The organism is Polaribacter vadi, from assembly GCF_001761365.1.
In the GTDB taxonomy this organism is placed as follows: Bacteria; Bacteroidota; Bacteroidia; order Flavobacteriales; family Flavobacteriaceae; genus Polaribacter; species Polaribacter vadi.
Genome location: NZ_CP017477.1, coordinates 334,291 through 348,688, shown reverse-complemented (window position 1 = coordinate 348,688; position 14,398 = coordinate 334,291). Strand labels below are relative to the sequence as shown.

11 protein-coding genes are annotated in these 14,398 nt (G+C 29.1%); 3 read left to right on the top strand and 8 right to left on the bottom strand.

Going from position 1 to position 14,398, the window contains the following annotated elements; translation table 11 throughout:
• Positions 1-15 precede the first annotated feature (15 nt).
• The 7 genes from LPB03_RS01500 to nadC form a co-directional block, all read right to left on the bottom strand.
• Complete coding sequence (locus tag LPB03_RS01500) at positions 16-4,764, bottom strand: glycosyl hydrolase (RefSeq protein ID WP_065318238.1); 4,749 nt, start codon at positions 4,762-4,764, stop codon at positions 16-18.
• A 314-nt stretch (positions 4,765-5,078) separates the two neighbouring features.
• On the bottom strand, positions 5,079-5,744 hold the full coding sequence (gene folE / locus LPB03_RS01495; RefSeq protein ID WP_394364925.1) for a GTP cyclohydrolase I FolE: 666 nt from the start codon (positions 5,742-5,744) through the stop codon (positions 5,079-5,081).
• Between the two features lie 138 nt (positions 5,745-5,882).
• A complete protein-coding gene (gene hisS, locus LPB03_RS01490) occupies positions 5,883-7,247 on the bottom strand; it encodes a histidine--tRNA ligase (protein WP_065318240.1) in 1,365 nt (454 codons plus the stop codon).
• A 97-nt stretch (positions 7,248-7,344) separates the two neighbouring features.
• Positions 7,345-8,289: a YihY/virulence factor BrkB family protein gene (locus LPB03_RS01485; RefSeq protein WP_065318241.1), complete on the bottom strand. Its 945-nt coding sequence runs from the start codon at positions 8,287-8,289 to the stop codon at positions 7,345-7,347.
• A 41-nt stretch (positions 8,290-8,330) separates the two neighbouring features.
• The gene (locus tag LPB03_RS01480; RefSeq protein ID WP_065318242.1) at positions 8,331-8,810 is read right to left on the bottom strand and encodes a hypothetical protein; all 480 of its coding nucleotides are present in this window, start codon (positions 8,808-8,810) and stop codon (positions 8,331-8,333) included.
• The gene (locus tag LPB03_RS01475) at positions 8,807-9,391 is read right to left on the bottom strand and encodes a pentapeptide repeat-containing protein (protein WP_422894386.1); all 585 of its coding nucleotides are present in this window, start codon (positions 9,389-9,391) and stop codon (positions 8,807-8,809) included. Before LPB03_RS01475 ends, LPB03_RS01480 begins: the two co-directional genes overlap by 4 nt.
• Before the next feature lie 78 nt (positions 9,392-9,469).
• Complete coding sequence (gene nadC / locus LPB03_RS01470) at positions 9,470-10,327, bottom strand: carboxylating nicotinate-nucleotide diphosphorylase (protein ID WP_065318244.1); 858 nt, start codon at positions 10,325-10,327, stop codon at positions 9,470-9,472.
• Between the two features lie 189 nt (positions 10,328-10,516).
• Between nadC and rlmH the strand changes: the two genes are divergently transcribed.
• A complete protein-coding gene (gene rlmH / locus LPB03_RS01465) occupies positions 10,517-10,990 on the top strand; it encodes a 23S rRNA (pseudouridine(1915)-N(3))-methyltransferase RlmH (RefSeq protein ID WP_065318245.1) in 474 nt (157 codons plus the stop codon).
• Positions 10,991-10,996: 6 nt separating this feature from the next.
• Here the strand turns inward: rlmH and LPB03_RS01460 are convergent, their stop codons facing one another.
• Entirely contained in the window at positions 10,997-12,175 is a 1,179-nt protein-coding gene (locus LPB03_RS01460) for a helix-turn-helix domain-containing protein (RefSeq protein WP_231953126.1), read from the bottom strand.
• Positions 12,176-12,642: 467 nt separating this feature from the next.
• Here LPB03_RS01460 and LPB03_RS01455 point away from each other — a divergent pair, with 467 nt between their 5' ends.
• Together LPB03_RS01455 and LPB03_RS01450 are read left to right on the top strand one after the other, a co-directional pair.
• Positions 12,643-13,218 (top strand): non-canonical purine NTP diphosphatase, encoded by a 576-nt coding sequence (locus LPB03_RS01455; RefSeq protein ID WP_065318246.1) that lies wholly within the window; start codon positions 12,643-12,645, stop codon positions 13,216-13,218.
• A 74-nt stretch (positions 13,219-13,292) separates the two neighbouring features.
• Positions 13,293-14,321 (top strand): FecCD family ABC transporter permease, encoded by a 1,029-nt coding sequence (locus LPB03_RS01450; RefSeq protein WP_065318247.1) that lies wholly within the window; start codon positions 13,293-13,295, stop codon positions 14,319-14,321.
• Positions 14,322-14,398 lie beyond the last annotated feature (77 nt).

Here is a 14,398-nt window from a genome sequence, read left to right as displayed (position 1 = left end):
AAACTTATGCTAATTTTATTCTTTTATAAATTTAGTAGTATAACTTCCTTTATCAGAAATTACCTTTATCAAATACAAACCACTAGATAAATCATCAACATTAACTTTATGTAAGTTTGATGTAAACTGTTTCATTTTTTTACCAATTACTGAATAAATTTCTATTTTAGTTAACTTGAATTCTTTAGAATCAATATTCAATATATTTTTAACTGGATTTGGATATAAGTTCAAAGACTGTGATAAAAGATGATCATCAATACCCAAAACACAATTATTGCCTACTTTATAAGATAAGTATTTAGTTACTGCTAAACCACCTGAAAAAGCAAATTTACAAGCATAATTAATAGTTTGTCCTGCAGTTAATCCACTAACAGTTTTAGTGAATTTTTTGCCTTCAGAATTATTCATTTGAACTTCCGAAAATGGGGATTGTTTCCACAAATAAGCAACTACACCAGTTTTATCTGTGTCTAGCAACTCAAAAGAAATGGTAACATCTGTTCCATTTGTAATAAATTCGTAGGTATAGCCTAGTGAAAAAGAACCATCAGATGCTTCACTGTTAGTTCCTGAACACTCAGAATTTGTATTTGCTAATGTTGTAGCTTGTAAATCAATAGCATTATTTGAGGCCTCATTTCCAGAAAGGTCTTTTGCAGAAACACTAAAAGAATACGAAGTTTCTGGTTGTAAAGCATTTATAATAAATGATTTTTGAACTCCAGAATCTCCATTTACAGATTCAGTATTCGTACCATCAGTAACCTCATAAACTACTTTTCCTGAATCATCTGTTGCATTTAATAAAATCTCTACAGTAGAAACAGTTATATTACCAATTGTAGCCGTAAAGTTTTCTGGAGCAATTGTATCTGAACTACTTCCTGTACAACTACTTCCAACAACATAATCGAAATATTTTGTAACAGATAAACCACCTGAAAAAGCAAATTTAGTTGCAAAACTTATTGTTTCACCAAGGGTAAAACCACTTATTGTTTTAGAAAAAGTTAAACCTGAACTTTCTTGTAATTGTGTTTCTGAAAAAGGCGTTTTTTGCCATAAGTAAGCTACTACTCCAGCTTTATCTGTATCTAATAATTTGAACGTAATATCTACACTTGTTCCTACAGTTTCGAAAGTAACTTCATATCCCTGTGAAAAACTACCTTGTTGTGCATCTGCAGAAACTTCAACACACTTTTTTTCTTCGGATACTGAAATTGTAACTACTGCTGATGTAGTTTTTGCTCCTAGATTATCGGTTGCAATTGCTGTAATTTTATGCGACCCAATACTTGCATCCATCCAAATAAAATTAAAAGAAGATGAAGAGTCTTCACCTAATTTTGTAGTTCCATTAAAAAATTCAACTAAAGTAACTGTACCATCTAAATCAGTTGCTGTTGCAGAGATTGTAATATCTTCTCCTTCTTTAAAAGAGGTATTATTACTTGGTGATGTAATTGATATAGTAGGATTTATATTTCCCCCATTTGAAACTAATATTAACACTTCATCATTAGCTGAATATGTGCCATCATTTACTGTTAATTTACATTTATAAACACCTTCAACTAAATTAGAAATACTAGGAGATGCAATTGCTTTATCTTCAAAAGATATATTTGTTGGCCCATAAATTTGTTCCCAATTATAGGTAATGGTTTGTCCTTCTGGATCGTTACTTGCAGAGCCATCTAAACTAGCAGTTGAATTAGGTAAAATTACTGAAACATTTGCACCAGCATCTGCAATTGGTGGTACGAATGATAAAGCTTCTTTATAGGTAAATGCCATTTTTCCAATATTAAATTCTCCATTTTCTATAAATAAACGTAAAACTTTTTCACCTTTTGTTAATTGAATATCTGAAACAGTTTTAGTTTGCCAAACATCCCAATCTGAAGTATAATCAACAGAAATATCTGGACTTATTTTGCTTCCATCAACTTCAAAATAAAAAGGGCCACCACCATTTTCATTACCAGAAGCATATCTAAAACTTACATCATAAACTCCAGAAGTTTGCACATTTACTGTATACTCCATCCACTCTCCTGCTCCATTCCAACCTACAGTTGCTCCTTCTCCATCTACAATAGTTGCATCAATATTTTCATTTATTCTAAAATCTCCATTATTACCAACAGAAGTATCTACATAAGCAATATTTTGTCCTATTCCACCTTCAAATTTATCATAAAAACCAGCCTCTATTTCACCAGGAATATTATGTGGGCTTCCTAAATAAGAAACCTGTTCACCAACTTGTACTTCTACATTATTGGTTACATTAAATTCGTTACCAATAAAAACTTTGGCATAAAAGCCATGGACTCCTAAAGTTAAATTTTGTGCTTTAAACTCGTATGGTGTACTTGTATCTTCACCAATAGAGGTGGTGCCATCAAAAAATTCAACTTTAGTAACATTATCTCCTGTAATTGCTGCAGATAAATTTACACTACCATTTGGAAAAGCTTGTGTAAAATCTGAACTCAAAACGCCAGAAACATTTGCGTCTCTGCTTGTTTTCATTTGATTTGCAGGAACTGTTAGTTGATATCCATCAGAAAAAGTTACAACAATCTCTGAATCTGAATAATTATGGGCGACATAAGTAGTTTCTCCATTTTGTTTAAAAACCCCAGTAATCGGATAATTTGCAGTAATAGAAGCATCTATAACCCCTAATGCATTTACAGAATGTAACCAGTGATAGGTTTGAGCATCAGAAATACCAAATTTTAAATTTCTTTCTGGATATGCATTATAAAGGTTTATAGCTTCTTGAGGATTGGTCATAGACAAATATTTCCAATAAGTATCGTGCCATAAATTAGCATTATCTTCTTTGCTTAAAACTCCTGTATTTTGTGTAATCTCTGTCCATAATTTTTTTGCATATTCTTGATTGTGTCCTAAATAAAAAGAACCTCCATGAATTGGATACATTTCTATACCATAAGAAGCTGCAATATCTGCTGTCCAAAAAGTACCATTATCAAAAGAATTACCCCAAACTCTAGATACTAAACTAAATTGCTGATTATTAGGAAAATTTCTTTCGTAAACATCAAACCAATATTCTTCAACTGCTGTTTGCTCAGTTGTATAAATATAAATTCCTAAATCTCTAATTTCTTTATTTTCTGTTATCGTTCCCCAATGAATTAAAGAAGACGCAAATTGCATACTTTCTGAGGTAGATTCTTGATCATTTCCTTGAGGAAAAGTTGCAAATCCATTTGCCCAGCTATGACCAGCATAAGGACTTAAGTTTCTTAAAAAGGGAAATTTTGTATCTGTTCTATCAGAAGAAGCAGCATCACTTATTAATGTGTTTATCATTGCTCCCCATTTTGCAGACCATCCAGGTTCAAATTGTTCCATAAATGCAGCAGCATGAATAAAATAACCCCAGTGAAAATGGTGATCATTAATGTTTGTATCTTGTCCATGACCTGAAGGATATCCTAACATTGCTGACCATGTATCATTATAATAAAACAAAAAGGCTTTTTCTCCAGATTCGTAGGTAAGCCAATCTTCCAAACGTTCTTTAACTTTAGCAATCATTTTATTTCTTGCTGAAAGATTTCCTGTTTGATCTGCAATTCTTGCAGTTTGTATTAAACGATTCATTACTTGCCCTTCATTGTAAGAGTCTGTCCAAGTTGATAGACCATCATTCTCAATTTGAGAAATTTTGGAATCTAATTCTGAAGGACTAAAGCCAGTACTATAATTTGCCAAATAAGGTATGGTTGGCAAAATACCTTTAAAAGTATTTTCTACAGTAAAACTATTACCTTCTAACATCTTTAACGCTCCTCTTACTGAACTGTAAGTATAGGTACTAGGAACAGGAGAATTAGAACTTGTATTATACCATTGATGAGGCAATAAACCCAAAAGCATATTACTATTTGTACCTTCTTTAACCTCTGTAGTTACAGAAAATGTAGTTGATAATTTTGAATTACCTTCATTATAAGTCCAAGCTGTAATTGTATTTGTTGGAAAAACAAAAGCGTATTTTTTTAAATCTTGAGCAACAGCTGTAATATTACTTGTATTTTGTGGTAACATTGCCATTGACCAATATGTTTTACCATTTAATGTTGATGTGAAAGTATTTCCAGATTGAATCCAAGTACTACCTGCTGGAGCATAAAAAACAAAGTCTTGCCCATTTGCTGCGTTTTCAACAATTAAAAGTTCGTTATTAATTACAGAAGTTCCAGATTTTACTTTAATTTCAACAACATCATCTACATCTTTTTCATAATATAAAAAAGGCATTCCAATACCAGATGTAACACTTAGTTCGTTATCAGCATCTTTCCAATTCATGGTTACTGTCCAATCAGAATAATCAGAAACAGTAACTCTATCTGTTGATAAACCTTGCAAACCAACTTCTATAGGAGCAGAATCTCCTATAACTCCAGATGGAATATAGGTAACAATTAAACCAGTATTGATGGTTTTCATTGTCATTGGATAATTAAACAAATTATCTGCATGATTTTCTTTGACTAACTTAGACCACCAATCGTTTGTAGGTACAGGTTTGCCTAAAGCATTGCCAGATAATTGAGGAGAGCCAGAAGGAAAGCCATTTCTGCCAGCAATATCTGTTCCTGGAAATGAGTTGGTGTAACTTCCACTGCCAACTTGTGTGATTTGAGCATTTAAATTTACCGCAAACAAAAGCAGTAAGATTTTAAACAATTGCATTCTTAATTTCATATGAGTAGTTTTTAGTTTGTTGTAAAACTATTCTTATTCAACATATAACACCTAAAACACAACAATACAAAAACACAACAAGTATGGAAATATTAAAAATTTACCTGAATTATAATTAAAAAAGATACTGACATTAAAACTCCTTAACTTTAAGGGGTTTATGGAATATTCAACGAAAAATTAAATTAAAAGAGATAAAAATATAACCATACATGAACCGTACAAAAGAATATTAAATCCAAAAAAAACCGTTTAGAAATAAATCTAAACGGTTTTTTATATTTTATAAGAATCTGAAATAAATTCAGGTTGATTTAAAAATTTGTATCCATTTTTATATAATTTAAAAACTCATTTTTGGTATCTTTTTCTTTAAATTTACCTCCAAACTCTGCAGTTACAGTTGAGCTTTCTATATCTTTTATTCCTCTAGAATTTACGCATAAATGTTTTGCATCGATAACACAAGCAACATCTTTTGTCCCTAAAGCTTCTTGCATTGCTTGTACAACTTGCATCGTTAAACGCTCTTGGACTTGTGGTCTTTTTGCAAAATACTCTACAATTCTGTTCATTTTTGATAAACCAATAACTTTACCATCAGAAATATAAGCCACATGTGCTCTACCAATAATTGGTAATAAATGATGCTCGCAAGTAGAATAGACCACAATGTTTTTTTCTACCAACATTTCACCATAACTATAATTATTATCAAAAGTTGATGGAACTGGTTTGTTTTTAGGATTTAACCCCATAAACAACTCATTTACAAACGCTTTTGCAACTCTTTTTGGAGTTCCTTGGATACTATCATCCTCTAAATCCATTCCTAAAGTGAACAAAATATCTTTAACACTTTCTTGGATTCTACTTATTTTTTCTTCGTCAGAAATATCAAAAGCATCAGCTCTTAATGGAGTTTTCGCAGAAGTTCCTACGTGATTTTCTCCTAATTCCTCTATTCTTTCGTCATTCATTTTGCTGTCTAATTCAAACATTTCAAACTATTCTATTAAAATGCAAATTTACGTCTTTACAACGTATTATAAATAATTTTATATCAATTAAAGTTATAATAGAATAAATCTTGATTAGTAAAACGTACCCTTTTAAACTTACTTCAATTTCTGTATCAATTCTTGTAAAGAACAATTGGATTGCTCTCCAGAAATCATATTTTTTAACGTGAATTCCTCATTATTCATTTCATTAGAACCAGCAATAACAACAAATTCGATTTCTCGATTGTTGGCATATGTCATTTGCTTTTTCATTTTTGCGTTATCAGGATACAATTCAGATTTTATATTATTTGCTCTTAATTGTGTAATTGCTTTCATACAATACAAACCTTCTGCATCTCCAAAATTCACGAATAATACTTTTGGTTTTGGCAAAGCCACAGTTTTAAACAATCCTAATTCTTCTAAAACTAAATAAATTCTATCCAATCCAAAAGATATTCCAACACCAGAAACATCTTTCATTCCGAAAATTCCAGTTAAATCATCATATCTTCCTCCACCACCAATGGAACCCATTTTTACACCTTTTGGAGCAGCGACTTCAAAAATTGCGCCTGTGTAATAATTTAAACCTCTTGCTAAAGTTACATCGATCTCTAAATTAGCAGATTGCAAACCTAACTCTGCTATTGATGAAATTACAAAGCGTAATTCCTGCACACCTTGCAAACCTTCTTCCGAAGTTTGTAACATGTTTTTTAAAGACTCCAATTTATCTAAATTAGACCCTGTAAAAGAAAATAATGGCTGTACTTTTTGAATTGCTTCTTCAGTAATTCCTTTGGAAATCATTTCTGCTTCCACTTTTTCTTGACCAATTTTATCTAACTTATCTAAAGCTACAGTAAAATCTATTAATTTATCTTGAGCGCCAATTACTTCTGCAATTCCAGAAAGTATTTTTCTATTATTGATTTTAATAGTCGTTTGTTGTAAACCTAACTTACTAAAAACGGTATCATATAACTGAATAAATTCAACTTCTTGCCATAAAGATTTACTACCAACTACATCTGCATCACATTGAAAAAACTCTCTGAAACGCCCTTTTTGAGGACGATCTGCTCTCCAAACTGGCTGTATTTGATATCTTTTAAAAGGAAAAGTTATTTCATTTTGATGTTGCACTACATATCTTGCAAAAGGTACAGTTAAATCGTAACGAAGTGCTTTTTCTGAGATTTGTGAGGTAAGTTTTAAACTATCTTTTTCTTTAATTAAAGTATCATCTGCCTTAGATAAATAATCCCCAGAATTCAAAATCTTAAAAATCAAACGATCTCCTTCTTCTCCATATTTCCCCATTAACGTATCAGAATTTTCAAAACTTGGAGTTTCAATAGGTTGAAATCCATAGGTTTCAAAAGCAGTTTTAATCGCGTTCATGATATACGTACGATTGGCAACTTCTGTTGGCGAAAAATCTCTTGTTCCTTTTGGGATGCTTGGCTTCATTAAATAGGTTTTAGGTTTTAGGTTTTAGTGATTACACTAAAAACTTAACATTGAACACTTGCAATTAAAAATTGCGAGCGCAAATATCGTGAAAAAGTTATACTTTTTCAGGAGTTTCAAAGGTTTTATTTTGCCTTCTTAAAGCGTAAATTGTAGCATTTAATTCGAACCCTAACAATAGAATAATTGCATTTAACCAGATAAATAACATCAAAATTAAAAGTGTACCAATAGAACCATATAACTCATTATATTTGGCAAATTCATTTACATAATAGCCAAATAAATTAAAGGTTAAAAGCAATAAAACTGTAGTAAAAACGGAGCCTGGAGAGAAAAAACGAGAGTGTTTCCCTTCTTTAACTCCATAATGATATAACATAGAAACTGTTACAAAAATCATGATAAGGAAAATAAAACCACGTACAATTTGAATCCAAATAAGGTTATCATCTAACCAACCTAAGGTTACATGATCCTTTAAAATAAGTTCGAAAAAAATGATGATTGCCACTGTTATCAATAAAAAAACTACAATAATTACAGAAACATACATGGCTATAAAATAGGCTCTAAAAACGTTTCTAATTTCTTTTACGTGATACGAAAATTCAAAACCTCCAAAAATGGCATTTACTCCATTGGTCATTAAAAATATGGAACCAATAAAACCAAAAGAAAGTAAACCTCCATATTGATTTTTAATAATATCTACTAAAACTGAATCTACTGCATCAAAGGTTTTTGGTGGCAAAACATCGCTAATTATAGATAATAAACCTTCTTGAGCACCATCAAAAGGTAAAAACGGAATTAATGTTAATACAAAAAGTAAAAACGGAAAAATAGCCATAAAAAAACTATAGGCAATTCCTCCTGCTCTCGTAGTTAAAGCACCTTCTACAATGCCAATAAAGTACATTTCTAAAAGATCGTATAAAGACATACCTTCTAACCCAGGAATTTTTACTTTTTTCCCGAATTTCACCAACACATTTACGATTGGTATTTTCTCTAATTTGTCTTCAATTTCTTTACTCATTCGTATTTTGTCTTTTAGACATTTCCAAAAAAGGGAAAAACTTACTCAACATTAATTTTGTTTAAATTTAGAAAAAGTTGTTTATAAATTATTTCTCTTTGATTTGCTGAAGTTGAATCTTTTAAAAACAGAAAATTTGCTCCATAGCCAAGAGTTGCAAAAAGACCATAATCTTCATTAAAAACGAATGTTGTGTTATGACTTTTAATTTCTTTATTTTGATACATTTCAAAATTAACTTTTTTAGTTTTAAAACTTTTATTTGTAACTAAAAAAGTATCTAAATCAGCAATTAAAACGTTTTTATTTTTATCATATTTCAGAAATATATTTTTGATAGCATCTTTATCATTGGTATAACTATATTCAATTAAACCATCATTTTTGATTTTATTAAATGAAAGCTTTTCAATTTTATTATTTTGTAATGAGTGTAAATAAATAGTTTCAGAAGTGGTGCTATCATCGCAAGAAAAAATAGTCATTAAACCTAGTAAAAGAGCAAAAACTATATTTCTCATTCAACAATTACTTTAAAAATTGAGACTAAACCAACCACATTTTGTTTATTAAATTTTGCGCCTTTCAAATTATTTTCTTGAGGATTTATATCTAAATTAAAAGCCGTTGTAAAATCTACTTTTTCAAGATTAGTTCTATCGAAAATGGCGTTTTTTAAATCGCACTTTTCAAAAACCGTATTTTGCAACATCGATTCTGTAAAATCTACTTCCTCTAAATTACAACTATTAAAAATTGTTTTTGGTATTTTTAATTGATAAAAAGATGAAAAGTTTAACTGACATTCTTTGAACGTAAATTGCAATAAAAAAGCATCACATTCATTAAACTTAACTCCTATCATTTTACAGTTGATGAAATCTACATCCTTAAAAGCTGTATGGGTTACAATAGCATTGCTAAAATTACAATTAATAAATTCACATTCTACAAACTGAATATTAGAAGCATGAACATTCTCGAAATTACAGTTCGAAAATGTACAATTATCATATTCTCCTTTTTTGATTTTCTTTTTTGTGAAATCAATTTTAGAGTATTCTTCGTTATCAAAAAAGTCGTTCATGCTTTTTAAATCAATATTAAATGTTCAAAATTCAAAATTGGGTTTTAGTTTAAGAATTCAACTTTAAACTTTAAACCTTAAACTCGGAACTTCTTAAAGCGCTTTTAAACTTAAATCTAAATTGTAAACAGAATGTGTTAATGCACCAGATGAAATAAAATCGACTCCACATTCTGCATATTTTCTAATGGTTTTTTCGTTGATTCCTCCAGAAGATTCTGTTAAACATTGGTCGCCAATTAATGCAACTGCTTTTTTGGTGTCTTCATAGTTAAAGTTGTCAATTAAAATTCTGTAAACACCTTCGTTAGCCAATATTTCTTTGATTTCTGCTAAACTTCTTGCTTCTACAATAATCTTAATATCAAGATTTTTTTCGGCTAAATATTTTTTCGTTTTGGTAATTGCTGCAGTAATTCCGCCAGCAAAATCTATGTGATTATCCTTAATCATAACCATATCATATAATGCAAATCTATGGTTTTCTCCTCCTCCTATTTTTACAGCCCATTTTTCTAGTGCTCTAATTCCTGGTGTTGTTTTTCGGGTGTCTAAAACTTTGGTTTTGGTTCCTTTTAATAAATCAGCAAAAAAAGCAGTTTTGGTTGCAATTGCACTCATTCTTTGCATCGCATTTAAAACCAAACGTTCTGCCATTAAAATAGATTGTGATTTCCCAGAAACATGAAAAACAATATCTCCATATTTTACTTTTTCGCCATCGTTTATAAAAGTTTCTACTTTTAAATCTTTATCAACATAACAAAAAACTTGTTTTGCAAACGCAACACCTGCAATTATACCTTCGTCTTTTACCAATAATTTTGCTTTTCCTTCAGCATCAGCAGGAATACAAGAAAGTGAAGTATGATCTCCATCTCCAATATCTTCTCTAATGGCATTTTTTATAATGATGTCTAATTCGTCTTGAAATTTTGCTTCTGATATCATAAATTCTAAATTCTGCTGTAAAAATAACAATGATTTTCATTTTTATCTTACTTCTGATGGTTTAATGTTTTAAAACTAATAAATTTGTATGATTATTTTTGGAAGTTTGTCCCCTCGAGCGCAGTCGAGAGGTTAATTTTTAGGAAATAAATTTAAATAGTTCTCGACTGCGCTCGAACAGACACAGATATGAAAATTAAACTTTTAGCAATCGGAAAAACAGACAATAAAAACTTAATCAAATTAATTGATGAATATCAAAATCGATTAAAACATTATATAAAGTTTGAGTTGGAAATTATTCCTGATATAAAAAATGTAAAAAATTTAAGTGAGATTCAGCAAAAAGAAAAAGAAGGTGAATTAATTTTATCGAAATTGCAAAACACAGATCAATTGGTTTTGTTAGATGATAAAGGAAAACATTTTACTTCGATTGAATTTTCTAATTATTTACAGAAGAAAATGAATGCTGGTTTAAAACAATTGGTTTTGGTAATAGGTGGACCTTATGGTTTTTCTGATGCAGTTTATCAAAAATCAACAGGAAAAATTTCACTTTCTAAAATGACGTTTTCGCATCAAATGATTCGTTTATTTATTGTGGAGCAATTGTATAGAGGCTTTACAATTTTAAAGAACGAGCCTTATCATCATGAGTAAAAAAAATTAAATCTTGTTTACTTTAAGATAGTCTTGAGGTGAAAAACTAGTGATTTTTTTAAAAGCTATAAAAAACGGATTGTATGATGAAAAGCCTGTTGTAAAAGCTAAAGACTCAAAAGTTTCATTATTTAAAAAGCCATCATTTATAAGTTCTATAGCATCTTGAATTCTACTTTGCATTCTGTATTCTGAAAAAGAAATTTTAGAATGATATTTAAATAAATATACAATATGACTTGTTGGCACCCCTAATTTTTCTGCAATATTATTTTGAGATGTTTTTTGATTCCTAAAAATATGTTCTTCCAAACTTAATTTATCAACTTGTTGAATATAACTAGTAATATTTTTGGTTATCTTTTCTTTTAATTTTTGGTCTTGATCAATTTTTTTTCCATTTGCTTCTAAGATCCAATTATTAGGTATCGGTTTTAAAATTTCATTTTTTTCTAACAAAGAATCATTAAATCTTAATAAAGTTTTATTAAGAATTGGAAGTCCATATAAAATTTCTGGAGAAATTAAAATTTTAAAAAATAAAAACAACCAAAAAAACAATAAGAAAATTGCCATTGATTTTCCTGAAAGAATATGTCCACTCTTTATTTCTATATATAAAGAGGCTAGCACAGCAAAGCTAGAAAGTACATGGATTGTAAAAAAATAGATGGTCCAATTTTTAATTAACTTAAAATGATTCTTATTTAGGAGGATTGTTTTTTGAAACCAAATATTTTTACTTAATACTTTAAAAATCAACGTTAAATAGAAAACTAAAAACATTAAGATTAAAAAGAAGTTTGTAAAAGAACCAAAATAAAAGATAAAACTATTTCTTAAACCATCTATTGAATTGATTAGAAATAAGAAAACAATAAAAATTAAATGTTTTAAATCTTTATAGTTAATTGTATTTATTTGAAAAATTAAATTTTTATAATATAAATAAGAACTAGGAACAACAATTAAAAACAGAATTGAATACAAACCTCTATCTGGTTTTAAGATTGTTTGTAAACCTAAATTGTAACTACCATGAATAAAAAATCGAATAGAAACGATACTTATAACAAGTATTAAAAAGAAGTTACAGAATGGATTTGATTTATAAAACCTTAACATTAAGACTAAGGTTACAAATCCAATAATCCCAGTAAATAAAAATAAAAATAATTCTATCAAAATATATGGGGAGTTTGAATGCCAAATGTAATAAATCTGATTCTTTTTTTTGAATATATCTTACTGATTCTTTAAAATTCTTACTGATTTCCCCAAAACAGCAATATTCTATTATATATAGTTAAGTAAAATCTAATTTTTTGTTTTATGTTTGGTAGATAAGATTATACATTCTTAAAAACATTAAATATACCTGTCAGTATAAAATTGTTTATGAAAAAGGGAAGTAAGAGTAGTTATTTATAATTGGGGGATTTTAAAAAACAAACTCAAAAACCTAAATTAAACAATACTGGCAGGTTTATTAAAAAATAAATTTCTTCATAAAAAAAAATCACTTATTTATTGTGATAAATTACACTACATTTTTCCTTTTTTTTTTCTAAAAAATCTTACATAATTTCAGTTATCACATAACTAGTTTAAGTATTTTTCTTTTACGAATTTAAATTGATTATTTTCGCTCCATGAAATTAGTCTTTGCTACCAATAATTTTAACAAGCTTAAAGAAGTGCAAGAAATGTTATCTAATTCAATAGAAATATTGAGTTTAAAAGACATTAATTGTTTTGATGATGTTGATGAAACTGAAACTACTTTAGAAGGAAATTCGAAGTTAAAAGCAAACCATATCACTAAAAAATTTGGTTATAATTGCTTTGCAGATGATTCTGGTTTAGAAGTAGAAAGTTTAGATGGAAAGCCAGGAGTGTATTCTGCACGTTTTGCTGGTGAACCTACAAATGCTGAAAATAATATGCAAAAATTATTATCGGAATTAAAAGATAAAGAAAACAGAAAAGCACAATTTAGAACCGCTGTTTGTTTAAATATTGATGACAAACAATATATTTTTGAAGGAATTTGCAAAGGTGAAATCTTACAAGAAAAACAAGGTGAAAAAGGTTTTGGGTACGATCCTATTTTTAAACCTGAAGGATATAATATATCGTTTGCTGAAATGACACCAGAAGAAAAAAATAAAATTTCTCATAGAGGAATTGCAATTCAAAAATTGGTTGATTTTTTAAAAAGTTATTAATTTAAAGCTGTCTCCTTGAGCGCACTTGAAAGATTATTTTAGCTTTCGACTGCTCCCAACCTGACATCAAAACAATGAAACAAAAAAACTACACAAAACATTTTATAATTTTATCAGTTTTACTAGTCGTTTTATTTTTTGTAAATATTAGTCTAGGTTCTGTTTCTATTCCTTTTGATGAAATTTTTACCACTTTAATTGGTGGAAAATCTACCAAAGCAAGTTGGGAAATTATTATTTTAAATTTTAGATTACCCAAAGCAATTACAGCAATTTTAGTAGGTTCAGGTTTGTCTATCTGTGGTTTGTTAATGCAAACATTATTTCGAAATCCGTTAGCTGGCCCTTTTGTTTTAGGGATTTCTTCGGGTGCAAGTTTAGGAGTTGCTATCTTAATTTTAGGAAGTTCGGTTTTTGGCGGATTTTTGTTATCGGCATCAATTTCTAATATTTCTTTGCCAATTGCAGCAAGTTTAGGTGCTTTTTTAGTTTTATCGGCTGTTATTATTGCTGCAAATAAAGTTCGAAATACCATGTCAATTTTAATTATTGGGTTGATGTTTGGGAGTTTAACATCGGCAGTAATTAGTGTTTTAGCTTACTTTTCTGAAGCTGAACAAATTCAGCAATATTTATTTTGGAGTTTTGGAAGTTTAGGTAATTTATCTTGGAATGAAATTATAGTTTTTATCCTTATTTATAGTATTGGAATTTTAGGAACTTTATCAGTTATAAAGCCTTTAAATAGTTTTTTATTAGGCGAAAATTATGCAAAAAGCTTGGGCATCAACATTAAAAAAAATAGAAATATTATTTTATTAATTACAAGTTTATTAACAGGTGTAATTACCGCTTTTTCTGGTCCAATTGCATTTGTAGGTTTGGCTGTGCCTCATATTGCTCGATTATTTTTTACAACCTCAAATCATAAAATACTAATTCCTGCTGTAGCTATTTTAGGCGGAATTATTTTATTAATTTGTGATGGTATTGCACAGTTACCAACAAGCGAATATACACTGCCAATTAATGCAATAACATCGTTATTTGGTGCGCCTGTTGTCATTTGGTTATTAGTTAGGAAAAAGAAGATTTATATTTAAAAAAGATGAAAGTTTGAAGTAGGAAGTAGGAATTTTTGGAAAATAATCTAATCCTATTTCCAATTTCAGTAAATAAT

What these genes read in the sequence shown, in the direction of transcription:
- LPB03_RS01500 (WP_065318238.1), bottom strand. Translation starts at nt 4,764, where the DNA reads ATGAAATTAAGAATGCAATTGTTTAAAATCTTACTGCTTTTGTTTGCG.
- folE (WP_394364925.1), bottom strand. Translation starts at nt 5,744, where the DNA reads ATGAATGACGAAAGAATAGAGGAATTAGGAGAAAATCACGTAGGAACT.
- hisS (WP_065318240.1), bottom strand. Translation starts at nt 7,247, where the DNA reads ATGAAGCCAAGCATCCCAAAAGGAACAAGAGATTTTTCGCCAACAGAA.
- LPB03_RS01485 (WP_065318241.1), bottom strand. Translation starts at nt 8,289, where the DNA reads ATGAGTAAAGAAATTGAAGACAAATTAGAGAAAATACCAATCGTAAAT.
- LPB03_RS01480 (WP_065318242.1), bottom strand. Translation starts at nt 8,810, where the DNA reads ATGAGAAATATAGTTTTTGCTCTTTTACTAGGTTTAATGACTATTTTT.
- nadC (WP_065318244.1), bottom strand. Translation starts at nt 10,327, where the DNA reads ATGATATCAGAAGCAAAATTTCAAGACGAATTAGACATCATTATAAAA.
- rlmH (WP_065318245.1), top strand. Translation starts at nt 10,517, where the DNA reads ATGAAAATTAAACTTTTAGCAATCGGAAAAACAGACAATAAAAACTTA.
- LPB03_RS01455 (WP_065318246.1), top strand. Translation starts at nt 12,643, where the DNA reads ATGAAATTAGTCTTTGCTACCAATAATTTTAACAAGCTTAAAGAAGTG.
- LPB03_RS01450 (WP_065318247.1), top strand. Translation starts at nt 13,293, where the DNA reads ATGAAACAAAAAAACTACACAAAACATTTTATAATTTTATCAGTTTTA.